At 63.7% G+C, this 23,080-nt stretch carries 23 protein-coding genes; 17 read left to right on the top strand and 6 right to left on the bottom strand.

What is annotated here, in order from left to right:
- The first annotated feature begins 11 nt into the window (after positions 1-11).
- From QDT69_RS36480 to QDT69_RS36465, 4 genes are all read left to right on the top strand, one after another.
- Positions 12-959: a sugar kinase gene (locus QDT69_RS36480; RefSeq protein WP_279711297.1), complete on the top strand. Its 948-nt coding sequence runs from the start codon at positions 12-14 to the stop codon at positions 957-959.
- A gap of 76 nt (positions 960-1,035) precedes the next feature.
- Positions 1,036-1,536: an Lrp/AsnC family transcriptional regulator gene (locus QDT69_RS36475; RefSeq protein ID WP_076864535.1), complete on the top strand. Its 501-nt coding sequence runs from the start codon at positions 1,036-1,038 to the stop codon at positions 1,534-1,536.
- Between the two features lie 160 nt (positions 1,537-1,696).
- Positions 1,697-2,008: a hypothetical protein gene (locus QDT69_RS36470; protein ID WP_279711295.1), complete on the top strand. Its 312-nt coding sequence runs from the start codon at positions 1,697-1,699 to the stop codon at positions 2,006-2,008.
- A complete protein-coding gene (locus QDT69_RS36465; protein ID WP_279711294.1) occupies positions 1,989-3,455 on the top strand; it encodes a methyl-accepting chemotaxis protein in 1,467 nt (488 codons plus the stop codon). Before QDT69_RS36470 ends, QDT69_RS36465 begins: the two co-directional genes overlap by 20 nt.
- A gap of 156 nt (positions 3,456-3,611) precedes the next feature.
- Here QDT69_RS36465 and QDT69_RS36460 read toward each other — a convergent pair whose 3' ends face one another.
- Positions 3,612-5,111, bottom strand: coding sequence for a phosphomannomutase/phosphoglucomutase (locus QDT69_RS36460; RefSeq protein ID WP_279711293.1), 1,500 nt, complete (start codon positions 5,109-5,111; stop codon positions 3,612-3,614).
- A 321-nt stretch (positions 5,112-5,432) separates the two neighbouring features.
- Positions 5,433-5,873 (bottom strand): hypothetical protein, encoded by a 441-nt coding sequence (locus QDT69_RS36455; protein ID WP_279711292.1) that lies wholly within the window; start codon positions 5,871-5,873, stop codon positions 5,433-5,435.
- A 216-nt stretch (positions 5,874-6,089) separates the two neighbouring features.
- On the opposite strand from QDT69_RS36455, the gene QDT69_RS36450 reads away from it, so the two are divergent.
- Positions 6,090-6,548 (top strand): hypothetical protein, encoded by a 459-nt coding sequence (locus QDT69_RS36450; RefSeq protein ID WP_279711291.1) that lies wholly within the window; start codon positions 6,090-6,092, stop codon positions 6,546-6,548.
- A gap of 130 nt (positions 6,549-6,678) precedes the next feature.
- Entirely contained in the window at positions 6,679-7,272 is a 594-nt protein-coding gene (locus QDT69_RS36445; RefSeq protein ID WP_279711290.1) for a hypothetical protein, read from the top strand.
- 281 nt (positions 7,273-7,553) lie between these two features.
- On the opposite strand, the gene QDT69_RS36440 is transcribed toward QDT69_RS36445, so the two are convergent.
- Positions 7,554-7,700, bottom strand: coding sequence for a hypothetical protein (locus tag QDT69_RS36440; RefSeq protein WP_279711289.1), 147 nt, complete (start codon positions 7,698-7,700; stop codon positions 7,554-7,556).
- A gap of 212 nt (positions 7,701-7,912) precedes the next feature.
- Between QDT69_RS36440 and QDT69_RS36435 the strand changes: the two genes are divergently transcribed.
- Together QDT69_RS36435 and QDT69_RS36430 are read left to right on the top strand one after the other, a co-directional pair.
- The gene (locus tag QDT69_RS36435; RefSeq protein ID WP_279711288.1) at positions 7,913-8,635 is read left to right on the top strand and encodes a hypothetical protein; all 723 of its coding nucleotides are present in this window, start codon (positions 7,913-7,915) and stop codon (positions 8,633-8,635) included.
- A gap of 9 nt (positions 8,636-8,644) precedes the next feature.
- Entirely contained in the window at positions 8,645-9,130 is a 486-nt protein-coding gene (locus tag QDT69_RS36430) for a hypothetical protein (protein ID WP_279711287.1), read from the top strand.
- A 307-nt stretch (positions 9,131-9,437) separates the two neighbouring features.
- On the opposite strand, the gene QDT69_RS36425 is transcribed toward QDT69_RS36430, so the two are convergent.
- The 3 genes from QDT69_RS36425 to hrpB all read right to left on the bottom strand — a co-directional run bounded on the left by QDT69_RS36425 (position 9,438) and on the right by hrpB (position 14,477).
- Entirely contained in the window at positions 9,438-9,950 is a 513-nt protein-coding gene (locus tag QDT69_RS36425; RefSeq protein ID WP_279711286.1) for a TIGR02281 family clan AA aspartic protease, read from the bottom strand.
- A gap of 177 nt (positions 9,951-10,127) precedes the next feature.
- Positions 10,128-11,579: an NCS1 family nucleobase:cation symporter-1 gene (locus QDT69_RS36420; protein WP_279711285.1), complete on the bottom strand. Its 1,452-nt coding sequence runs from the start codon at positions 11,577-11,579 to the stop codon at positions 10,128-10,130.
- Between the two features lie 297 nt (positions 11,580-11,876).
- A complete protein-coding gene (gene hrpB, locus QDT69_RS36415) occupies positions 11,877-14,477 on the bottom strand; it encodes an ATP-dependent helicase HrpB (protein ID WP_279711284.1) in 2,601 nt (866 codons plus the stop codon).
- Positions 14,478-14,694: 217 nt separating this feature from the next.
- Between hrpB and QDT69_RS36410 the strand changes: the two genes are divergently transcribed.
- The 9 genes from QDT69_RS36410 to QDT69_RS36370 all read left to right on the top strand — a co-directional run bounded on the left by QDT69_RS36410 (position 14,695) and on the right by QDT69_RS36370 (position 22,881).
- A complete protein-coding gene (locus QDT69_RS36410; RefSeq protein ID WP_279711283.1) occupies positions 14,695-15,786 on the top strand; it encodes an acyltransferase family protein in 1,092 nt (363 codons plus the stop codon).
- A 244-nt stretch (positions 15,787-16,030) separates the two neighbouring features.
- Complete coding sequence (locus tag QDT69_RS36405) at positions 16,031-16,642, top strand: sigma-70 family RNA polymerase sigma factor (RefSeq protein ID WP_279711282.1); 612 nt, start codon at positions 16,031-16,033, stop codon at positions 16,640-16,642.
- Between the two features lie 413 nt (positions 16,643-17,055).
- Entirely contained in the window at positions 17,056-17,751 is a 696-nt protein-coding gene (locus QDT69_RS36400; RefSeq protein WP_279711281.1) for a cytochrome c biogenesis CcdA family protein, read from the top strand.
- Positions 17,752-17,769: 18 nt separating this feature from the next.
- On the top strand, positions 17,770-18,348 hold the full coding sequence (locus tag QDT69_RS36395) for a thioredoxin family protein (protein ID WP_279711280.1): 579 nt from the start codon (positions 17,770-17,772) through the stop codon (positions 18,346-18,348).
- 127 nt (positions 18,349-18,475) lie between these two features.
- Positions 18,476-19,885 (top strand): cytochrome ubiquinol oxidase subunit I, encoded by a 1,410-nt coding sequence (locus tag QDT69_RS36390; RefSeq protein ID WP_279711279.1) that lies wholly within the window; start codon positions 18,476-18,478, stop codon positions 19,883-19,885.
- Positions 19,882-20,883, top strand: a complete 1,002-nt coding sequence (cydB, locus tag QDT69_RS36385) for a cytochrome d ubiquinol oxidase subunit II (RefSeq protein ID WP_279711278.1) — start codon at positions 19,882-19,884, stop codon at positions 20,881-20,883. Before QDT69_RS36390 ends, cydB begins: the two co-directional genes overlap by 4 nt.
- Complete coding sequence (locus QDT69_RS36380; RefSeq protein ID WP_279711277.1) at positions 20,883-21,011, top strand: DUF2474 domain-containing protein; 129 nt, start codon at positions 20,883-20,885, stop codon at positions 21,009-21,011. Before cydB ends, QDT69_RS36380 begins: the two co-directional genes overlap by 1 nt.
- 169 nt (positions 21,012-21,180) lie before the next feature.
- The gene (locus QDT69_RS36375) at positions 21,181-21,774 is read left to right on the top strand and encodes a L,D-transpeptidase (RefSeq protein WP_050419915.1); all 594 of its coding nucleotides are present in this window, start codon (positions 21,181-21,183) and stop codon (positions 21,772-21,774) included.
- 69 nt (positions 21,775-21,843) lie between these two features.
- Positions 21,844-22,881, top strand: coding sequence for an amino acid ABC transporter substrate-binding protein (locus tag QDT69_RS36370; RefSeq protein WP_279711276.1), 1,038 nt, complete (start codon positions 21,844-21,846; stop codon positions 22,879-22,881).
- Positions 22,882-23,080: the final 199 nt, after the last annotated feature.

The raw sequence follows: 23,080 nt of genomic DNA, 5'->3' as shown, positions 1-23,080 counted from the left end.
CGGACCCCTGCATGAATTTTCAAGACGGCGCCCCGAAAGTCCCGCCCCGCATCCTCTGCATCGGCCTGCCGGTGCGCGACCTGACCTTCCGCGTCAACGTTCCGGCGCGCGGCTCCAAGGAGAATGCGACGCATTTCGACGAGATCTGCGGCGGCAACGCGCTGAACGCCGCGATCGGCATCGTCCGGCTCGGCGGCCGCGCCTCGATCTGCGGGCCGATGGGCGATTCGCGGGAGACTTCGAGCCGCTTCATCTTCGACAAGCTGGCCGAGGAAGGCATCGAGACCAACCATCTGATCCACATGCCGGACCTCGTCACCCCGATCTCGGCGATCATGATCGACGACACCGGCGAGCGCACCATCGTCACCTTCCGCGATCCCGAGCTCTGGAAGGTCAAGCTGCCGCCGACCGAGCTGCTGCTGGAGGATTGCGCGGCGATCCTGACAGAGAGCCGCTGCGCGCCGTTCTGCACCGAGCTGTGCGCCGAGGCCGTACGGCGCGGCATTCCGGTGGTGGTCGACGTCGACCGCGCGATGTCGATGCGGGAAGGGCTGCTCACCGCCTCCTCGCATCTGGTGTTCTCCAGCGAGCCGCTGCAGGAGACCGCCGACGTCACCGACGACGGCCAGGCGCTGCACAAGCTCGCCAAGCTCACCCCCTCCTTCCTGGCCGGCACGCGCGGCCCGAAGGGCACGATCTTTCTCAATGAGAAGGGCGAGCTCGAGGAGAGCCCGGCCTTCCCGGTCCACACCGTCGACACGCTCGGGGCCGGCGACGTCTTCCACGGCGCGTTTGCCCTCGCCATCACCGAGAAGCAGGAGCTGCGGCAGGCGTTGCGCTTTGCGTCCGCCGCGGCAGCACTGAAATGCACCCGCTTCGGCGGCGCTTATGCCGCACCGCAACGTACTGAAGTTGAAGCGTTTTTGGGCGAACACGCCGACGCCCGGCCGGCCTGACCAGTCACGAATCGCTTGATTTGGAAGATTTTTCTCTATATGAGGGAGTTTGAACCTTCATGTGGAACTTTCTTCTATGACCGACGTCGCCGTTCAGCTTCATGACAACAACCGCCGTCTTGACGCCATCGATCGCAAGATCCTGACCGTATTGCAGGAGGATGCCTCGCTCTCCGTCGCCGAGATCGGCGACCGGGTCGGGCTGTCGTCGACGCCGTGCTGGAAGCGCATCCAGCGGCTTGAGGCCGACGGCGTGATCCTGCGCCGCGTGGCGCTGGTCGACCAGAACAAGATCGGGCTCGGGATCTCGGTGTTCGTCTCGGTCGAGAGCGCCGACCATTCGGAAGCCTGGCTGCGCAAATTCGCCGACGCCGTCAGCGCCATGCCCGAGGTGATGGAGTTCTACCGGATGGCCGGCGACGTCGACTACATGCTGCGCGTCGTGGTCGCGGACATGCAGGCCTATGACGTGTTCTACAAGAAGCTGATCTCGGCCGTGCCGCTGAAGAACGTCACCTCGCGCTTTGCGATGGAGAAGATCAAGTCGGTGACGGCGCTGCCGGTGCCCGCGGCGTAAGCGCCGCCGCACCACCTCATACGATCGTCGATACGCCCCCAGGTAGTTCGCTGGCACGGCATTTACCGGAAGTTAGCGCCAGCGGCGGTATTGTGCTGCCATGGTGCCGGGGGAGATCATCCCAGCGAGCCGACGGCCCGCATGGCTAGGCGCGGCTGCATTGCTGATTGCGAGCTGGATCGCGGTCGCGATGCTGTCGTTGCAGGTGCGTGCGGGCAGCGACGTGGTGGCCGTGGCTTTTCCGCCGTGGTGGCGCGCCGAGCGCGCGCTGCTGGCCGCCGCATCCGCCAATGCGTCGATCGTTCGGATGACCGCCATACCGGCCCTGCTGGTGGTGCGGCCTGACCGCGATGGCGGGCTGCGCCGGCTCTACGAGGCGGGCGCGCTGCTGACCATGGATCCGCAGGCGATCGCTGGCTGCTTCAAGGCGGACGACGATCTGGGGGTTGGGAATGACCTTCGAAGGCGATGAGATGGCCGCGCTGCGCGAGACGGCCAGCAAGATCCTGCTCGTGGTGCTCTGGCTGCACGTTCCGATCGCGATCATCGTCGGCGTGGCGCTGCACACCGACTGGTTGATCCCGGCCGGCTTCATGGTCGCGATGGCGCTGGCTGCGACGGCGTCGTGGCGCTTGTCGGGGAACGGCGTTTCAACCCGGCTGATCGTTGCCGTGGCCTTGATGGCCGGCGTGTCGATGCTGGTCTACCAGTTCGCCGGCCATCGCTGGCAGGTCGACATGCACATGTACTTCTTCGCCGCGCTGGCCTGCCTCGTCGCCTATTGCGACTACCGGCCGATCGTCGCCGGCACCGCGGCCGTGGCCCTGCATCATTTGACGCTGAACTTCATCCTCCCGGCCGCGATCTATCCCGGCGGCGCCGATTTCGGCCGCGTCGTTCTGCACGCCGTGATCCTCTTGATCGAGGCCGGCGTGCTGATCTGGCTCGCGCACACGCTTGCCGAACTGTTCAGGACGTCGGCGCTGAAGGCCTCGGAGGCCGAGGCCGCCGGTGCTGCCGAAGCCCGCGCCAATGCTGAACGCATCGAGGCCGAACGGGCCAAGCACGACCGTGACGCCGCGCGGCGCGAGCTAGCCGCAGGCTTCGAGCGCAAGATCGGCGAGGTCGTCGAGGCCGTCGCGGTGGCGGCGAACGCAATGCAGGGCCTGTCGGCCACGATGAACGGCAGCAACGCGGAAACCATGCGCCAGGCCACCGCCGCCGCCTCCGCATCGACGCTGGCCTCGAGCAATGTGGAAACCGTCGCGTCCGCGACCGAGGAGCTGACAGCCTCGATCAACAGCATCGCCGAACAGGTGACGCGCTCGGCGCGCATCGCCGCCAAGGCAGCCGACGAGGCGCGCCGCACCAACACCGTGGTCCAGGGCCTCGCCGCCGGTACGCAGAAGATCGGCGAGGTGGTGACGCTGATCCAGAGCATCGCCAGCCAGACCAACCTGCTCGCCCTGAACGCAACCATCGAAGCGGCGCGCGCCGGCGAGCATGGCCGCGGCTTTGCGGTCGTTGCGAGCGAGGTCAAGGCGCTGGCCAACCAGACCGCCAAGGCGACCGAGGAGATCTCGGTTCAGATCCAGGACATCCAGAACGCGACCGGCGCCGCCGTCAGCGCGATCGGGACCATCGGCACCACCATCGCGGAAATCGACCACGTCTCCGGCGAGATCGCGGCAGCCGTCGATCAGCAGGGCGCGGCGACCCGCGAGATCTCCAGCAATCTGCAGCAGGCCGCCGATCGCACGCGCGACGTCAACAAGGGCATCCTCAACGTCAACCGCGCCTCCGAACAGGCCGGCGGCGCCACCGCGCAACTGCTCGACGCGGCGAACGGCCTGACCTCGCAGTCGGAATGGCTGAAGACCGAGCTGGACCGCTTCCTCGCCTCGCTGCGGGCGGCGTGAAGAAAGCAAGATCGGCGACCAGCCTCGCTGTCATCGCCCGGCTCGACCGGGCGATCCAGTATTCCAGAGGCAGTCATTTTCGATCGAGAGGCCGCGGCGTACTGGATCACCCGGTCAAGCCGGGTGATGACAGTTTGCTTGGGGCGAGCATGCGCCTCAGATCTTCTGATTGTACTCGCCGACCTCGGGATGGGTGCGCAGCACCGAATCCATCGCCTCGAACATGTCGCGCATGCGCTGCTCGCTGACCGGGCTTTCCACCACGACGACAAGCTCCGGCTTGTTCGAGGATGCGCGCACCAGGCCCCAGCTGCCGTCCTCGACCGTAACGCGCACGCCATTGACGGTGACGAGATCGCGGATGTTCTGGCCGGCGACCTTGCCGCCGTTCTGCTGCAGCGTCTCGAAGTGCTTCACCACCGCATCGACCACGCCGTATTTCGCCTCGTCGGCGCAATGCGGCGACATGGTCGGCGACGACCAGGTCTTCGGCAGCGCGTTCTTCAAATCGGCCATCGACTTGCCGGGCGCGCGGTCGAGCATCTCGCAGATCGCGATCGCCGACACCAGGCCGTCGTCATAGCCGCGGCCGAACGGCTTGTTGAAGAAGAAATGGCCGGACTTCTCGAAGCCCGCGAGCGCGCCGAGCTCGTTGGTGCGGCGCTTCATGTAGGAATGCCCGGTCTTCCAGTAGACCGTGTTGGCGCCCTGCTTCTGCAACACCGGATCTGTCACGAACAGCCCGGTCGACTTCACGTCGACGACGAACTGCGCATTGGCATTGATCGCCGACATGTCGCGCGCCAGCATGACGCCGACCTTGTCGGCGAAGATCTCCTCGCCGGTGTTGTCGACCACACCACAGCGGTCGCCGTCACCGTCGAAGCCGAGGCCGACATCGGCCTTGTGCGCCAGCACCGCATCGCGGATCGCGTGCAGCATCTCCATGTCTTCCGGATTCGGATTGTATTTCGGGAAGGTGTGATCGAGCTCGGTGTCGAGCGGGATCACCTCGCAACCGATCGCTTCCAGCACCTGCGGCGCGAACGCGCCCGCGGTGCCGTTGCCGCATGCGGCCACGACCTTCAGCTTGCGCTTCAGCTTCGGCCGGTTGGTGAGATCGGCGATGTAGCGTGCCGGATAGTTCTCGTGAAACTGGTAGGAGCCGCCGGCCTTGTCGTTGAAGGCAGCATTGAGCACGATTTCCTTCAGCCGCGTCATCTCGTCGGGGCCGAAGGTGAGCGGACGGTTGGCGCCCATCTTGACGCCGGTCCAGCCATTGTCGTTGTGCGAGGCGGTGACCATCGCGACGCAGGACACGTCGAGATCGAACTGCGCGAAATAGGCCATCGGCGTCACCGCAAGCCCGATGTCATGCACCTTGCAGCCCGCCGCCATCAGGCCCGAGATCAGCGCGTATTTGATCGACGCCGAATAGCCGCGGAAATCGTGCCCGGTGACGATCTCCTGCTTGACGCCGAGCTCCGCGATCAGCGCGCCGAGCCCCATGCCCAGCGCCTGCACGCCCATCAGATTGATTTCCTTGTTGAACAGCCAGCGCGCGTCGTATTCGCGAAACCCGGTCGGCTTCACCATCGGCTCGGATTCGAAGGCATAGGTGTTCGGGACCAGCGCGGATTTCGGCTTGGGAAACATCAGAAACGGCCTCATGGACGTGCGGAGGAACAATGCTGCTGGCTTTAGCGAATGCATCGCCGCAGCGGAAGGCAGGATTGACGGCTTGTGGCTAATAATTGCGGCAGATTTGGCATCGGCGAAAGACTTGCACGCCGGCGCAATACGCCGCGCTGTTGTGCCCTACAAGCTGCTTGACCGCTCATCGCTCCGACCCTGCATAGTTTCTGGAGGGGCGACGCCATGCAAGGACAAGCATGGCCGGGCGGTTGTCGTTTCCGGCGCTCTGCAATCCGCCCGTCGAACAAATCTGCGCGTCGAATGGTTGACACGTCGGGCAACTCACCGATACAATTTCATCATCGCAACAATTAAGCCCGCACCGGAAAATCCGCTGCGGGCTTTTTGAATCGGACAGGCCGCTGTCGGGCAATACACTGCCGAGCGCGCCGAAATTGGCCACCGCAGCGAGCCGAACTCGCTGACAGCCAGGGCCGCGCCCCACCCACGCGACACTTCCGCGCCATCGCGCAAGCCATCCTTCAAGCACTTTGCCTTCAAGCGCTTGCCTTCAAACATCCAAAGCCAACCCAGCTCTCTCCGCGAGGTGCGGTCACGCACGGGCTCATCCGAAGCTGTCCGCAATATCTGTAGGTGATGATCATGCCTGACTACTCTCTGGTGCAGGTGGACCATCAGCCGGACTTCGATGACTACTCGCTCGTTCCGGTTGACCACGATCCGTTCGCCGCGGATCGCCCTGCGCAACAGCCGCAGGTTCAACTGGCTTAGTCCCGGCCGCAAGGTCCGCCGCAGCAACAGCCAGCAACGGGAGCCGGTCAGCCCGATGCCGGTGCACCGGCTGCAGGCGGTGGTGTCGGCCGCACTGGAGGTGTCCCCAACCCGGATCAAGGCGCAGCCCAAGCTGCTCCCTTTGGCGGCTACGCTAGTCCGACGCCAACGGCGTCTCTCGTCAATCAGGCCAAGACGGATGATCCGTTGGCCCTCACACGTCAGAAAATAGTCGAAGCCGCACAGAAACAAATTGGATCGGGGGATTGGCATTTCGACGTGGCGAAGGGAAATTTTGGTCCCAATACAGACAAATGCAATCTGTTTGTCTATGATACGCTAGCCGGCGCGGGAGCAAGTCCCGGTCTCCCAAATGGGCACTGGTGGTGGAAGCAGTATCCGCCTACAGCAGCGAATTGGGCTGATCCTTCTTTCGCGATCCCAGGGTGGAGAGTGTTGGGTTCAGAAGAGTCACCACAGCCCGGAGATGTAGTCGGGCAGCGAATACAGTGGCCGAATGGTGCGACAGGTCACGTCATGATTGTGGGGCCGAATGCCAACTTCCTCGGTGTTGGAGAGAGCGAAAAAATCGAGAGCGTTGCTGCAAAGATGATGGGTAACAATCAGCCTGGTGGTCTGCTGGTTTATCGTCGGTACGAGCCTTAGCATGCGGCGCGCTCGAATGTGGCTCTTGCTATGCTTCGGATGCCTCTTCGCTTGCTGTCCAGAAATCGCTGCCGCCGAACCATCCAGTCGTAAGGCCGACGGCTCGTATGACGCCGGGAGTTATAGGGCTTTGGTGGATCGGCTCATTACCTCCGACCCACAGGACTGGTGTGCATTCAGTTCCTGTCCTCGACCCGCTCCCCCTGAACCATCCGGCGGCAGCGCAGCGAGTAATTATGAGGGATATGCGGACAAGGTTGTTGCCACGGACCGGAACCATGAGCGTGTTGGGGTTTCAGTCTACGGCTGGCTCGGCATAAATGACTTCCAGCAACTTGTCGATGCGAGCGCCAGGAACCCCGATTTCTGCATCCGATTTCTCTCCGAAAAAAATCATTCAGAACGCCAGAGACACGTAGCAATTCTGTCGATGTATGGGCTTTCGATTGATCAACATGTGGTCTTCGTCAGGAACTTGATGAAACTACGTGACCAGGATTTGATATCTTCCGAGGAGCTAACGAGCGCCATGGTGCCTCGTTTATCGACGATGATGGTTTTGGCACACTACCAAGACGAGGGCATTCAGTCGCTTCTGAAGGAGCTGGAAGCGCGGGATGATATTGGTCCTTCTCCCAAGTCCCGGATACGGAGCATTCTTTCGGGTGACGCGCTTGAGGAACGTCGATTATTTGATTTGGAATGCTGCTCGGTGCGGCACTGAGCTGCTCGCGGCTCGGTGGACACCGGGCTAATCCCGACTGCGACAGAGTCTCTTGCCAGCAAGGCCAAATGGAAGAGATGGAGTCAAAGCGCCCTGCGCTACGCTGTTGCGTCCCACGAGTTGCTTGAGCGCTATCGCTTCGACCCAGCATTGTTTCTAGGGGGGCGCGAGGGATGGACAGGCAGGCATTGCCGGGCGGTTGTTATTTCGGCCGCTCCCGGCGCTCTGCAATCCGCCCGTCGAACAAATCTGCGCGTCGAATGGTTGACACGTCGGGCAACTCACCGATACATTTTCATCATCGCAACAATTAAGCCCGCACCGGAAAATCCGCTGCGGGCTTTTTGAATCGGACAGCCGCTGTCGGCCAGTACTGCCGAGCGCGCCGAAATTGGCCACCGCAGCGAGCCGAACTGGCTGGTGGCCAAGGCGGCCCCCACCGACAGACCGGCGCCCGGCGAAGACGATGGGCAAGCCGAACCGGAAGCGACACTCCCGCGCCATTGCGCAAGCCATTTTTCAAGCACTCTGCCTTCAAGCACTTGCCTTCAAACATCCAAAGCCAACCCAGCCCTCTCCGTGAGGTGCGGTCACGCACGGGCTCACCCGAAGCTGTCCGCAATATCTGTAGGTGATGATCATGCCTGATTACTCTCTGGTGCCGGTGGACCATCTGCCGGACTTCGATGACTACTCGCTCGTTCCCGTTGACCACGATCCGTTCGCCGCGGATCGCCTTGCTCAACAGGCGCAGATTCAACAGCCGCCGACACCGGCTCAACCAGCGCAGCCGCAAACCCTGCCGCAACAGCCCGCGACAGGAGCTGGTCAGCCCGACGTCAACGGGCCAGCGACTGGCAACAGTCCCAGCGGATCGGGAGGCATCGTCGGCATCAAGCGTTTCGGCGGCGACGAAGGTGGTGACTATCCGAGCCGCAATGCGGGGATCGGCTTCGAAAGCGCGGAGAGCGCATGGGATGCTGCCCTCAAGGAAATGAAAGACCTTGGTGCCCAATATTACCCGGAAGAGACCAAGAGGAGGGGCTTTATCCCGGAGCTGGGCGTCGAAATCTTCAAACGCAACGGGCTATACTACTACGATCAGATAGCGCGCGGGTACCAAGAAGGAGCGCTTGGCGGTGGTGTGGGGCTTGGCGATAACAGCGGTGCGGTCGCAAGAGGGCACATGCATTGGGATAGTCAGGACGAAAGTGATGGAGATAGAGCCAATGCGCGCGCTTACACCCAGCAAGTTCCAGATTACAATGCATGGGTTGGATCTTGGTATGGGTACAAAAAGTATTGGCATAACGGCAAGCCAACGGGGCGCGGGATGCCGGATTGGAACCGATACAAATATTGAGGCCTGTCGATGAAAACGGTCACGCTCGCTGCAGCTTTATCGCTTCTATTTGCCAGTTCAACCTTATGTAGGGCGAACTCCAGTCCCTGGTGTGCAGCGGATGTTGCGATCTTGAATTTCAAAAATTACAAAGGTCAAGATCTTGCAAAAATCGAGATTCGCTCCCTCAAAGCGGTTTGCGATCGTAACCCGGAAAAGAAAGTGTTTGGAGTAAACTTGGAACGCTCGATGCGCATCGAACACAATGGGCGATGGACTGACGTGCCGAAAGCGTGTCTATCCGGTTTTTCTTTTGCGATGGATGGGCTAGCGCTGGAGGGTGACGATCACGGTCTGGGCATATCTCTTATTGGAAAATCGCCGGACAACGACGAGCGTGTAAAACGCTCGATATACAAATTGGGTGATGAGATTTCCTGTTATCAGATTGAACGCTATCCGAATGTCGACGATCAGGATCACGAAATTAGGGAGTACAATAGGGACTTACAGTAGGTGCGCCGCGAGATCGGCTCGACCTCTGCGCAAGCGCCTCAGGTCTGACATTGCCCGCGAACGTCTGGCGCAAATGCCGCGCCGTCGCGAAGATCGACTCGACTATCTTCTCATTCCCAAAATGTGAACAAATAGCGTTCTGAACGCGCTTGAGGCGACTTATGTGTCCGCCTCATCAATTTCGACGGAATCTCCGCCGTTCCGAGGAGACGATCCGCCTCACAGAAGAAGACTTTCAGCGGAAGACCTGGTCAGTGGAAGATTTGGTCTGCGGAAGAGCTGGATAGGCCCTTGATGCCAATCGGCCTTACTGCTCCAGCAACAATTTGCCGTTGGCGTATTCGAAGCGCTTCAGCTTCGACAGGAACGACAGGCCGAGCAGGTTTTCCGACAGCGCCTCGTCCGGCAGCACCAGCGCATCGACGTCGCGCACGGTAAGGCCGCCGATCTCGATCATGGCGATATGGGCGCGTGCGGCCTTGATGGTGCCGTTGGCGGTGGTGACGCGCGAGGTGTAATCGCCCGGCACCGGGCGCAGGCCGAAGCGCGCGGCCGAGGTCTCGTTCAGGGCGACCACGGAAGCGCCGGTGTCGACCATGAAGTTGATGCGCTGGCCGTCGATCCGGCCGTCGGTCGCGAAATGACCGCGCGGATCGGGCGTAATGCTGAGCGTGCGGGCGCTGGCCTGCGCCACCGTGACGGCGGGCGCAATGGTCTGCTTGGCGGTGGTCGCGGCGGCAGGCGACATCTTGCTGGCCATCTGGGCCATGAAGGTGCCCAGCCCGATCAGGATGGCCGCGAAAATCATCAGGTTACGCATGACACCAGTCTCGGAAAACCGAACACGCAATTTCACCACGCCGGACGCCCCGCCGCGAGCGAGCGCGGCAGCGCGAGGTTGCCATTTTGGCGAAAAGGATGAGCGAAGAGTTAATACGAGCACGCCAAGGCGGCCGAATGACATCGGCCGCCCTGCCCGGATCGAATTTACCGGCCCTCAGGCAGTTCTGGCGACCGGGCTCGGCATCGCAACCCGCAGCGCGTAGTAGACCGCGCCGGCGATGGCGACGCCGAAGAACCAGCCATAGACCGCCCACCAGGCCGGCAGGATCGAGGTGAAGTTCGGCAGCACCGACGAGAACAGCGCGCCGATGGCGGCGGCGATCAGCGCGCTGACGTTCCAGCCGTTCTGGAAGCGATATTCGCCGTCCTCCTGGTACAACGCCGGCACGTTCACGCGGCCCTTCGCGATCAGATAATAGTCGACCATCATGATCCCGAAGATCGGCCCCATGGTCGCGCCGATCAGTCCGACGAACGAGGCGGCGCTGCCCTCCCAGGGTGCGAACGGATACAGCAAGAGCGCGATCAGCGCCGCGATGTAGCCGCCCTTCTTGAAGTCGATCTGCCGCGGAAACACGTTGGAGAAATCGAACGCCGGCGAAACGAAATTGGCGACGACGTTGATGCCGAGCGTCGCCACCGCGAAGGTGACCGCGGCGAGCAGCGCCAGGAACCAGCTGTCGAACTTCGCCGAGATCTGGTCGGGATGCAGCAGCACCTCGTGATAGACGTTGAAGGCTGCGATCGTGGTGACGCCGGCCACCAGCGAGAACAGGATCAGGTTGACCGGCAGGCCCCAAATATTGCCCTTGCGCAGCGCCTGCACGTCGGGCGCATAACGCGAGAAGTCGCAGAAGTTGAGATAGAGCGCGGCGAAATAGGTGATCCAGGTCGCGGCGACGGCGCAGAGCGCCGGGAACGAGCCGGGTTCGCCGGGCACACCGGCCTCCCTGGTCTTCTCCAGCAGCACGTCCTGCGGGATCGGCGCGGTGAGCGAGATGCCGCCGGCCGCGATGCAGAGATAGATCGCAAGGATCAGCATCATCAGCCACACTGCAGGCCCGGCCCAGTCCTGGAAGCGGCGCACCGTTTCCATGCCGCGCTGGATGATCAGCAATTGCAGCGCCCAGATCACGACGAAGCAGATCACCTCGAGCGTGGAATGGCCGAGCATGTGGCTCGACTGGTGGAACGCCTTGAAGCTGTCGATGCGGGTCAAGAGCGCGACGATCGCCCCTGATGCCGCCGCAGTCTGCGCGCCGTACCAGAAGCAGGCGACGATGGCACGCACCAGCGCCGGGATGTTGGCGCCCCACACGCCGAACGAGGCCCGCGCCAGCACCGGATAGGGCACGCCGGTCCGCACTCCGGCATTGCCGATCAGGCTCATCAGCACGAAGATCACCAGCGAGCCGACGCCGATCGCGAGGATGAAATTGACGAAGCTGCCGCAGAGCAGGAACAGGCTGGCGGCGAGGTAATAGCCCCAGAGACTGTGGACGTCGGAGGTCCAGACGTTGAAGATGCTGAAGGCGCCCCAGTTGCGTTCCCTGGCCGGCGCCAGATCCTCGTTGTACAGCGACGGCGATGCGTTCTTGATCTCCACGGCGGCCTCCCCAAGTGCGAGCCCGTGATCCCGGCGCGCAAATCTAATCACTGTTGGCGGCCACTTGCCAGACCCAGACCTCCGAGGTGTTAACCCTTGCGACCCGTCGTCCCTGCGAAAGCAGGGACCCATAACCACTGATAGTCATCGCTACGCGACGCTGTAGCGACAGCGGTCTTCAACGGCCTAACCCTGTGGCTATGGGTCCCTGCTTTCGCAGGGACGACACTGAATGTTTGGTGCCAATCGTGGGTCACCTTCTCTCAGGAAGACGGGTCATAAGGTATTCACAAGACCTCACGTGCCGCGCGGTTTCACGCGCCTGGTCGGCATCGCGCTGGCGGGATCTTCCGGCCAGGGATGGCGCGGGTAGCGGCCGCGCAGGTCGGAGCGGACGGCTGCGTAACTGCCGCGCCAGAAGCCGGGCAGATCGCGCGTCACCTGCACCGGCCGCTGCGCCGGCGACAGCAGTTCCAGCACCAGCGGCACCGCGCCCTTCGCGATCGAAGGATGGGTGTTGAGTCCGAACAGCTCCTGCAACCTGACGGCAATGGTCGGGCCCTGCTCGGCCTCGTAGTCGATCGCAAGCTGCGTTCCGGTCGGCGCCTCGAAATGGGTCGGCGCCTCGCGGTCGAGCCGCGCGCGCAATTCCCACGGCAGCAGCGCCATCAGCGCGTCCGACAGGTCGCCGGCCGACAAATCCTTCAGCGCGGTCTTGTCGTAGAGAACTCCCACCAGCCAGTCGTCGGCACGCGCGGCAAGCGCGGCATCCGACAGATCAGGCCAGCTCTCGTCTTCGGCCTTGCGCAGGAACATGACGCGGTCGCGCCATTGTTTCGCTTGCTTTGACCACGGCAAGCGGTCGAGGCCCGCCGCGATCAGGCCGTCGGCGAACACGCGCGCGGTGTCGGCCGATGGCTTGAGCGGCATCGGCGCCTCCGACAGCGTGATCGCATGCAGCGAACGCCGGCGGCGCGCGCGCAGCGCCATCGCGCCGCGGTCGAACGTCACCTCCTCGACATTCTCGATCTGGTCGGCGAAGCGCTGCTCGATCTCGTCCTGGGTGATCGGCGCCGCCAGCAGGATGCGGCCGCTCGCGGCTGTGCCGGTCAGCTCGGCAACCGCAATGTAAGGCAGCCGCGCCAGTGCCGCGGTCTGCTCGACGGCGGCACCGCGGCCATTGGCCAGCACGAAGCTGCCATTGCCGCGGTTCTTCGCGACGCGGTCCGGGAACGCGAAGGCCAGCATGACGCCGGTCGAAAGGTCTGCGTTAGGGACGCGAGAGCGGTAGGGCTCCCCTCCCCCTTGCGGGGAGGGGTTGGGGAAGGGGGTGGCCCCGGGAGAAACTGCCCGTGTGGCCCCCTCTCCCCGACCCTCCCCCGCAAGGGGGGAGGGAGAAGTAAGAGCGTCCTCGTTGGCCGCCACCTGTTGCGCCCAGCGCGCGGCCATGCTGCGCGCGCTCGAGGCGCGCTGCGAGCGGTCGCGGCGGAACTGGTCGAGCCTGACGTCGAGATCGACGCTGTCGCCGCCGAGCCCGCGCTCGGTCAGCACGGCGGCGATCTCGGCGGCCTCCTCGCCCATACCAAAGCGGGCGGAATCCACGATCATCCGCGCAAGCCGCGGCGGCAGCGCCAGCGCGCGCAGGCTCTTGCCCTCCTCGGTGATGCGGCCGTCGCCGTCGAGCGCACCAAGTTCCGACAGCAGCGATTTGGCTTCCTTCAGCGCCGGCCCGGGTGGCGGATCGAGGAAGGCAAGGCTTGCGGGATCGCTGACGCCCCATTGCGCGAGATCGAGCACCAGCGAGGAGAGATCGGCGGAAAGAATCTCGGGCGCGGTATAGGCCGGCAGCGACGCGGTCTGCGGCTCGTCCCAGAGCCGATAGCAGACGCCGGGCTCGATACGGCCGGCGCGGCCGCGCCGCTGATCGACCGCGGCGCGCGAGGCGCGCACGGTCTCCAGCCGGGTCAGCGCAATGTCAGGCTCGTAGCGCGGCACCCGGGCGAGGCCGGAATCGACCACGATGCGCACGCCCTCGATGGTCAGCGAAGTCTCGGCAATTGAAGTCGCCAGCACGACCTTGCGAATCCCCTTCGGCGCCGGCGCGATGGCGCGATCCTGCACGCCGGCGTCGAGCGCGCCGAACAGCGGCACGATCTCGACCGATGCGTCGTGCACCCGCTCGGCCAGAAATGTTTGCGTACGGCGGATCTCGGCCGCGCCCGGCAGGAAGGCGAGCACCGAGCCGGCATCGGCGCGCAGCGCGGTCGCGATCGTCTCGGCCATCTGCCGCTCGATAGGCGCATCGACCTTGCGGCCGACATAGCGGGTCTCGACCGGGAAGGCGCGGCCCTCGCTCTCGACCACAGGCGCGTCGCCGAGCAGTTTTGCGACCCGCGCGCCGTCGAGTGTTGCCGACATCACGAGGATGCGTAAGTCTTCGCGCAGGCCGGTCTGCGCGTCGCGCGCCAGCGCCAGGCCGAGATCGGCATCGAGCGAACGCTCGTGGAATTCGTCGAACAGCACCGCGGCGACGCCGTTGAGCTCGGGGTCGTCGAGGATTTGGCGCGAGAAGATGCCCTCGGTGACGACCTCGATCCGCGTCGCGCGCGACACCTTGGAGCCGAAGCGGACGCGATAGCCGACGGTCTCCCCGGGCCGCTCACCCAGCGTCTTCGCCATCCGCTCGGCGCTGGCGCGCGCGGCGATGCGGCGCGGCTCCAGCACGATGATCTTTTTGCCCTTGGCCCACGGCGCATCGAGCAACGCCAGCGGCACGCGCGTGGTCTTGCCGGCGCCCGGCGGCGCGACCAGCACTGCGGCATTGTGGCGCTCGAGCGTGCGGTCGAGCTCGTCGAGCACGGCGTCGATCGGCAGCGGGCTATCGAAATGGTGCGGCAAGGAGTCTCATCGCAGGCCACGGCGCTCGGCCAACCCTGCGTCCTGTGGTTAACGAACGTCGGTTTCTTTTAGGATTTCCGGGCCTCTTAGACCATTCGCCTGGTCCAGGGAACCGGGGACAGGGCTGAGGGTTCGCTGGCACAACCCTTGTACTGATAAAGGAGAAAGCAACCGATCGGGCCGATGATAGGGCCGATTACGCCGAAACGGGACAAGGATGACCACAAACGGCACAGCCGCTGCGACAGATCGTTCCCCTGATCGATCACTTGATCGATCAGTCGGGAACGCAGGCGTGCGCGTCGATTGGGTCGACTATGCCAAGGGCATCTGCATCATCATGGTCGTGATGATGCATTCGGTGCTGGGGGTCGAGAAGGCCGCCGAGCAGACCGGCTTCATGCATTATGTCGTGATGTTCGCCAAACCGTTCCGGATGCCGGACTTCTTCCTGATCTCGGGACTGTTCCTGTCGGTCGTGATCGACCGCGACTGGCGCACCTATCTCGACCGCAAGGTGATGCACTTCGCCTATTTCTATGTGCTGTGGGTGACGATCCAGTTCGGCTTCAAGGCGCCGTCGCTGGCTGCAGAGGCGGGCTGGGCCGAGGTCGGGATGCAGTACCTCACCTCCTTCGTCCAGCCGTTCGGCACGCTCTGGTTCATCTATCTGCTGCCGATCTTCTTCGTCGTCACCAAGCTGATCCGCAACGTCCACCCGCTCATCATCTGGCTGATCGCAGCGGCATTGGAATCGGCGCACGTCACGACCGGCTGGTACGTGATCGACGAGTTCAGCGCCCGCTTCGTCTATTTCTACACCGGCTATGTCCTGGCCGATTACGTGTTCGCGCTATCGGACCGTGCGCGCGCGCGGCCTGCCGTTGCCCTGCTCGGGCTTGGGCTGTGGGCGCTCGTCAATGGCGGCCTGGTTGCGCTCGATGTCAGTGAATGGCCGATCGTCTCGCTGGCGCTCGGCTTTGCCGGCGCCTGCGCGATCATCGTGACCGGCACGCTGCTGGCACGGGCGCACTGGCTCGGCTTCCTGCGCTTCTGCGGCGAGCACTCGATCGTGATCTACCTCGCCTTCTTCCTGCCGATGGCCGCGACACGCACGGTTCTGCTGCGGCTCGACCTCATCCCAGACATCGGCCTGGTCTCGCTGATCGTGACCGCGGTCGGCGTTGCCGGCGCGCTCCTGATCTGGCGGCTGGCGCTGGCGGTCCGGGCCAATTTCCTGTTCGAACGGCCCGACGCATTCTGGATTGCCCCGAAAAAGGCAACGCCCGCTTTGCAGGCCGCCGAGTAAGCCCCGACAGTGCCAAAAGTCATAGCCCGGAATCGTTCCCTCGGGGACGATTCCGGTCACTCCAATTTTCCGTGCGTTGAAATGACTAGCTTTTTGGTCCTGAATGTTTCGTCGCCAGGGCAGCGACGAAACAATTCTCCCGGTCACGAAACCATTTTCCGCTTTTGGCGCAGACATCCGGAAACCGGCGCTAACTAGCTTTCTCCCAACGAACCGCCGCCCAACGGCGAACTGGGAGCCTGTCATGCCGAACGTCATCGCCATCAACACTGCAGCCAACAAGCATATCGACGCTGCTCGCGCGACCTCGGATGAAATGCTGCTCGCGCGTATCGCCAAGAACAACCGCACCTCGATGCATACGCTCTATGCCCGTCATAACGTCCGGGTCTACCGCTTCGTGCTCCGCATGGTGCGCGACACCACAATGGCTGAGGATTTGGTCAGCCAGGTGTTCCTGGACGTCTGGCGCACCGCGGCCCAGTTCGAGGGCCGCTCACAGGTCTCGACCTGGCTGCTCTCGATCGCCCGCTTCAAGGCGCTGACCGCGCTGCGCCAGCGCAAGCACGAGGACATCGACCAGGAAGACGTGCTGGAGATCGCCGACGGCGCCGACACGCCGGAAACCTCGCTCGACCGCGCCACCACCAGCGAGATCCTGCGCGCCTGCGTGGCCAAGCTGTCGCCGGCCCACCGCGAGATCATCAACTTGGTCTACTACCATGAGAAGTCGGTCGAGGAGGCCGGCCAGATCATCGGTATCCCGCAGAGCACGGTGAAGACCCGCATGTTCTATGCCCGCAAGCAGCTCGCCGACCTCCTGCGGGGCGCCGGCGTGGACAGCGTTGCGGCCTAAAGTAAAGCAAATTCAGATATTTAGAAGGAGATCGGGGAATCCGGGCAATTGTTGACGAAGCCAAAAAAGTTCGGCGACGAAACAATTGAAACAATCGACGACATCACCCGGAAAAACGCGATCTCTATACCCATATCCAACGACGCGACGCCAACCCCAATTCACCGGACCAGTTTCGATACCTCCCTAGTTCTAACCTCCCAAGTAACCTCCAACGACCCGGCCGGGATGCCCCCCAGCCGGGTCGCTCTGTTTTGGGCGCGAGGTCGTGAGGCCAAGCGCGCGCCATCTCACACAGACGTGACGGCGCCTGCGATCGCTCCAGCGTAACGGCCGAACGCTCATCGCGAAGACCATCATGCGTACCCGGCACGGCCCTCTGGCGCGCCGGGACTTCTGATGGACGGACGACGATGCTCAGCCTTGCCCTTGCCCTGCTTGCCGGTGTCGCCACCGTCGCTGCCCCTTGCACCCTGCCGATGCTGCCGATTCTACTTGGGGTATCGATAGGCCAGACCGGCAAGGCGCGGCCTGCGATGATCGCGCTCGGCTTCGTGGTGTCATTCTCTACGGTGGCATTGCTGCTGAGCGCGATCACGCGCACCTTCGATTTCGATCCCAACGCGCTGCGGACCGGCGCGGCCGTCCTGCTCGCAGGCTTCGGCCTGTTGATGATCTGGCCGGCGCCGTTCGAATGGCTGGCGATCCGGCTGACGGGTGCCGCCGGCAGCGTCGGACAGGCCGTGCCGTCGCAGAGCCTGTTCGGCGGCTTCGTGCTCGGCACCACGCTCGGCCTCGTGTGGACGCCGTGCGCCGGTCCGGTGCTCGGCTCGATCCTGACCATCGTCGCGACCTCGAAGGATACGGCGTGGGCGAGCCTGCAGCTCGTCACCTACGCGATCGGCGCCGCGATGCCGATGCTTGCCATTGCCTATGGCGGGCAGGCCGTCACCACCCGCGTGCGCAGCATGGCGCGGATCGCGCCGCGCCTGCAGCAAGGCTTCGGCGTCGTGATCATCGCCTTCGCTGCGCTGTCCTACCTGCAATACGACACGCTGATCGTGGCGTGGCTGACCCAATTCTATCCCAACGGCCAGATCGGCCTGTGAGCTCACAAGGAGGTATCGATGTCCCTGCGCATGATTGCTGTATCCGCTCTGGTTGCCGGCCTTGGCCTCGGCGGCGCCGTGATCCCCGGCCTCTGCACCGAGTCCGACGCGCCGGCGCAGCCCGTGCCGCGGGCTGTCGCGATGACGACCGAACAGAGCCAGACCGCGCCCGAATTCGCCGGGATCAGCAACTGGTTCAATTCGCAGCCGTTGAAGCTGGCGGATCTGCGCGGCAAGGTCGTGGTGGTGGATTTCTGGACCTATGGCTGCGTCAACTGCGTCAACACGCTGCCGCACGTCACCCAGCTTTATTCAAAGTATCGGGATCGCGGCCTCGTCGTGATCGGGGTCCACACGCCGGAATTCCCGTTCGAGCATTCGGCCACCAATGTGCAGGCCGCGCTGAAACGGCACGGCATCCTCTATCCGGTGGCGCAGGACAACAATTCGCAGACCTGGAACGCCTACGGCAACCAGTATTGGCCGGCGCAATACATCATCGACCAGAACGGCAAGATCGTCTTCCAGCATGCCGGTGAGGGGCAGTACGAGGAGATCGACCGCACCGTCGCCAGGCTGCTCAACGCCAATAGCTGATTGGACGTTCCGTCCTGTATTGTCGTCATCCCCGGCGTGGTAGGGTCCACGACGGGGATGACGCGATCGCGAACGCGCATGTCGTGACCGGATCGCGCCCCAGAGCATTGGCAATGGATGGTGCGTGATGTTCGAAGGTTGGGATGCGGTCGTACTCGCCCGCGCGCAATTCGCTTTCACGATGTCGTTCCACATCGTGTTTCCCGCATTCTCGATCGGGCTTGCGAGTTATCTCGCGGTACTGGAAGCGCTATGGCTCGCGACCGGGCGCGAGGTCTACATCAACCTGTTCAATTACTGGCTGAAGATCTTCGCGGTCGCGTTCGGCATGGGCGTGGTCTCGGGCATCGTGATGTCCTACCAGTTCGGCACCAACTGGTCGTCCTTTGCCGACAAGACCGGGCCGGTGATCGGCCCGATGATGGCCTATGAGGTGTTGACCGCGTTCTTCCTCGAGGCCGGCTTCCTCGGCGTGATGCTGTTCGGGCTGTCGCGCGTCGGCCCGAGGCTGCATTTCCTCGCGACCCTGATGGTCGCGATCGGCACGCTGATCTCCGCGTTCTGGATCCTGTCGGCCAATTCCTGGATGCAGACGCCGGCCGGTCACGCGGTCAATGCCGACGGCCAGTTCGTCGCCGCCGACTGGCTCAAGGTGATCTTCAATCCCTCGTTCCCCTATCGCCTCGTGCACATGGTGCTGGCGGCCTACCTCACCACCTCGCTCGTGGTCGGCGCGGTCGGCGCCTGGCACCTGCTGCGCGACCAGCATCTGGCGGGCCCGCGCGTGATGTTCTCGATGGCGATGTGGATGGCAACCCTGGTGGCGCCGATCCAGATCCTCGCCGGCGACCAGCACGGCCTCAACACGCTGGAGCACCAGCCCGCCAAGGTGATGGCGATGGAAGGCCATTTCCAGAGCCACAAGGACGGCGCGCCGCTGATCCTGTTCGGCTGGCCCGACCAAAAAGATGCCAAGGTGAAATACGCGATCGAGGTGCCGAAACTGTCGTCGCTGATCCTGAAGCATTCGCTCGACGCCCCGCTCGCCGGCCTCGACACCGTGCCGCGCGAGAACTGGCCGCCGGTGCCGATCACCTTTTGGTCGTTCCGCATCATGGTCGGGCTCGGCTTCCTGATCATGGGGCTCGGCCTGTTCAGCCTGCTGATGCGCTGGCGCGGCATGATGTACCAGTCACAGCTCCTGCACAGATTCGCGGTGCTGATGGGCCCGGCCGGCTTCATCGCGGTGCTCGCGGGCTGGATCACCACCGAGACCGGGCGGCAACCGTTCACGGTCTACGGGCTGCTGCGCACGACGGATTCGGCGTCGCCGCTGGCGGCGCCGGCCGTGGGCTCCTCGCTGATCGCGTTCATCATCGTCTATTTCGCCGTATTCACCGCGGGCGTGATCTACATCCTGCGCCTGATGGCGCAGCCGCCGCATCCCGGCGAGCAGGGCCCGACCAAGGATCTCCCCGCCCGCGCCGCCGGCATCACGCCGGCCGCGGGTGCTGCAGCTGTGGAGGCCGTGCGATGATCGATCTTGCCACCATCTGGGCCTTCATCATCGCCTTTGCCGTGTTCGTCTATGTCGTGATGGACGGCTTCGATCTCGGCCTCGGCATCCTGTTTCCCCTGTTTCCGCAAAAGGCCGATCGCGACGTCATCATGAATACGGTGGCGCCGGTGTGGGACGGCAACGAGACCTGGCTGGTGCTCGGCGGCGGCGGCATGATGGCCGCGTTTCCGCTGGCCTATGCGGTGCTGATGCCGGCGCTCTACACGCCGATGATCGCGATGCTGCTCGGCCTCGTGTTCCGCGGCGTCGCCTTCGAATTCCGCTGGCGGACCCAGAAGGCGCGCAACAAATGGGATCTCGCCTTCGCCGGCGGCTCGCTGGTCGCGACGCTGGCGCAGGGGATCGCGCTCGGCGCCATCCTGCAAGGCATCCATGTCGAGGGACGCCACTATGCCGGCGGCTGGTGGGATTGGCTGACGCCGTTCAGCGTGCTGACCGGCATCGCGCTGGTGATCGGCTACGCGCTGCTCGGAGCGACCTGGCTGGTGATGAAGACCGAAGGCGATTTGCGCGAGCGCGCCTATCACCTGAGCTGGATCTTGCTGGTCGCGATGCTCTGCGCGATCGGCGCCGTCAGCATCGCAACGCCGTTCCTGAGCGTGCAGTACACCCAGCGCTGGTTCGCCTGGCCCAACATCATCCTCACTGCGCCGGTGCCGATCGCGGTCGCCGCCGTCACGGCGCTGTTGCTACGGGCCCTCGGCAACAAGAACGACCACCAGCCGTTCTTCCTGACTCTGGCCCTGTTCGCGCTGTCCTATGCCGGGCTCGGCATCAGCATGTACCCCTACATCGTGCCGCAGAGCATCACGATCTGGCAGGCGGCGGCGCCTGCGAACAGCCAGATCTTCATGCTGGTCGGGGTCTCGATCCTGGTGCCGCTGATCCTCGGCTACACCGCCTGGGCCTATTGGGTGTTCCGCGGCAAGGTGCGCCCCGGGCACGGATACCACTAGTGGCGCCGGCTCCGAATCAGCGGCCGCTCGGCCGGCGCTTGCTGTGGTTCGTGGTGCTGTGGCTCGGCGGTGTCGGCACCGTGACGCTGGTCTCGTTCGCGTTGCGACTCTGGATCGCGCCGAAATGAGGCGGCCCGCGTCGCATGCCACCGCCCCCATCGACAAAAAACGGAAGCATTACAGTGATATAGTGTGACGCCCGCCCTAAACTTGCCATCAAGCTGCCGCTGAGATTTGATGTTGCCGCGATTTGAGGTGGAGCAACCATTGGCTGCGCGCCAACAAGGAGAGCTTTGCATGACGAAACTTCGTCACCTGGTCTGGATGTTAATCGCCACGGGCGCGCTCGTGCTGTCGACGTCGCAAGGCTTCGCCCAGAACCGTCCGGATGCCGACGAGCCAGGCCTGATCGCCGACGACAGCTACGAGCTCGACCCGGAATGGCAGAAGCAGGTCGTATACTACCGGACCAATGAGGCGCCGGGCACCATCATCGTCTCCACCGCCGAACGCCATCTCTACCTCGTGCAAGGCAATGGCCGCGCGCTCCGCTACGGCATCGGCGTCGGCCGCGACGGCTTCCAGTGGCAGGGCCTCGTGACCATCACCCGCAAGGCCGAGTGGCCGGATTGGGTGCCGCCGCCGGAAATGATCGCCCGCCAGCCCTATCTGCCGCGCTTCATGGCGGGCGGCCCGGGCAATCCGCTCGGCGCGCGCGCGATGTATCTCGGCACCACGGTGTACCGCATCCACGGCACCAACCGGCCCGACACCATCGGCACCGCGATCTCGTCCGGCTGCTTCCGCCTCGTCAACGCCGACGTCGCCGATCTCTACAACCGCGTCCCCGTCGGCACCAAGGTGATCATCCGCCAGAAGCCCGAACTGTAATCTCTACATCTCGACCCCGCCTTCGATATCCGACCTGCTTTTCCCCCGATCATTCGCGAGAGAGAACCCATGCGTACATTTCGAGGCGGCCTGACGATCGGGCTCGCGGTCGCCGCGCTGGTTGCGGCCGCCGCCATCACCTATGAGCGTTACGACACCCGCACGCTGAAGCGCACCGTCCGCCGCGGCGACGTGCTGTGCGGCGTCAACAAGGGCCTGCCGGGCTTCTCGATTCCGGACGACAAGGGCAACTGGACCGGCTTCGACGTCGACTTCTGCCGCGCGGTGGCCTCGGCGATCTTCGACGATCCGACGAAGGCGAAGTTCGTCCCGCTCGACGCCAGCGAGCGCTTCAAGGAGCTGCAGAACCGCAAGGTCGACATCCTGTCGCGCAACTCCACCTGGAGCATGTCGCGCGAGACCAATTACGATCTCTATTTCCCGGCGGTCGCCTATTATGACGGCCAGGGCTTCATGATCCCGCGCTCGCGCAACATCGATTCCGCGCTCGATCTGAACGGCAGCAAGGTCTGCGTGCAGGCCAACACCACGACGCAGCTCAACCTCGCCGACTATTTCCGTGCCAACAACATGAAGTACACGGAGATGAAGTTCGACAAGCTGGACGATGTCGTGAAGGCCTATGACAGCGGCCAGTGCGACACGCTGACCTCGGACGCCTCGCAGCTCTATGCGCTGCGGCTCAACCTCTCCAAGCCGAACGACCACACCATTCTGGCCGACATTATCTCCAAGGAGCCGCTGGCGCCGGTGGTGCGCTTGCGCGACGACGACTGGATGATGATCGTGAAGTGGACGCTCTACGCCATGATCAATGCCGAGGAGCTCGGCATCACCTCGAAGAACATCGACGAGGCGCTGAAGTCGAAGAAGCCGGAGGTGATGCGGCTGGTCGGCACCGAAGGTTCCTATGGCGAGGATCTCGGCCTGACCAAGGACTGGGCGGTGCGCATCATCCGCCATGTCGGCAATTACGGCGAGGTCTATGACCGCAACGTCGGCGCCGATTCCAAGCTGAAGATCCCGCGCGGCATGAACCAGCTCTGGAGCGCAGGCGGCGTGCAATACGCGCCGCCGATCCGGTGATCTTTCTCCGGCGTCATTGCGAGGAGCGATAGCGACGAAGCAATCCATGCTGCCACGAGCGGCGAGATGGATTGCTTCGCTTCGCTCGCAATGACGGACTACTCAAGCCGCCACATCCCCAGCTGTCATCACCCGCGAAAGCGAGGGCTTTGCGAAAGTCGCCCGATCCACTGGGCAGACGCGAGCCGGTTAGGTGGGT

Origin of the sequence: Bradyrhizobium sp. CER78 (assembly GCF_029846235.1) — a bacterium.
Classification (GTDB): Bacteria; Pseudomonadota; Alphaproteobacteria; order Rhizobiales; family Xanthobacteraceae; genus Bradyrhizobium.
Note: the sequence above shows the minus strand (reverse complement) of the source record. Positions and strands in the feature narration are given on the sequence as shown.

Bases quoted from the DNA above. Each gene is read 5' to 3' on its own strand.
- QDT69_RS36480 (WP_279711297.1), top strand. From the start codon at position 12: ATGAATTTTCAAGACGGCGCCCCGAAAGTCCCGCCCCGCATCCTCTGC.
- QDT69_RS36475 (WP_076864535.1), top strand. From the start codon at position 1,036: ATGACCGACGTCGCCGTTCAGCTTCATGACAACAACCGCCGTCTTGAC.
- QDT69_RS36465 (WP_279711294.1), top strand. From the start codon at position 1,989: ATGACCTTCGAAGGCGATGAGATGGCCGCGCTGCGCGAGACGGCCAGC.
- QDT69_RS36460 (WP_279711293.1), bottom strand. From the start codon at position 5,111: ATGTTTCCCAAGCCGAAATCCGCGCTGGTCCCGAACACCTATGCCTTC.
- QDT69_RS36435 (WP_279711288.1), top strand. From the start codon at position 7,913: ATGCCTGATTACTCTCTGGTGCCGGTGGACCATCTGCCGGACTTCGAT.
- QDT69_RS36430 (WP_279711287.1), top strand. From the start codon at position 8,645: ATGAAAACGGTCACGCTCGCTGCAGCTTTATCGCTTCTATTTGCCAGT.
- QDT69_RS36425 (WP_279711286.1), bottom strand. From the start codon at position 9,950: ATGCGTAACCTGATGATTTTCGCGGCCATCCTGATCGGGCTGGGCACC.
- QDT69_RS36410 (WP_279711283.1), top strand. From the start codon at position 14,695: ATGACCACAAACGGCACAGCCGCTGCGACAGATCGTTCCCCTGATCGA.
- QDT69_RS36405 (WP_279711282.1), top strand. From the start codon at position 16,031: ATGCCGAACGTCATCGCCATCAACACTGCAGCCAACAAGCATATCGAC.
- QDT69_RS36400 (WP_279711281.1), top strand. From the start codon at position 17,056: ATGCTCAGCCTTGCCCTTGCCCTGCTTGCCGGTGTCGCCACCGTCGCT.
- QDT69_RS36395 (WP_279711280.1), top strand. From the start codon at position 17,770: ATGTCCCTGCGCATGATTGCTGTATCCGCTCTGGTTGCCGGCCTTGGC.
- QDT69_RS36390 (WP_279711279.1), top strand. From the start codon at position 18,476: ATGTTCGAAGGTTGGGATGCGGTCGTACTCGCCCGCGCGCAATTCGCT.
- cydB (WP_279711278.1), top strand. From the start codon at position 19,882: ATGATCGATCTTGCCACCATCTGGGCCTTCATCATCGCCTTTGCCGTG.
- QDT69_RS36375 (WP_050419915.1), top strand. From the start codon at position 21,181: ATGACGAAACTTCGTCACCTGGTCTGGATGTTAATCGCCACGGGCGCG.
- QDT69_RS36370 (WP_279711276.1), top strand. From the start codon at position 21,844: ATGCGTACATTTCGAGGCGGCCTGACGATCGGGCTCGCGGTCGCCGCG.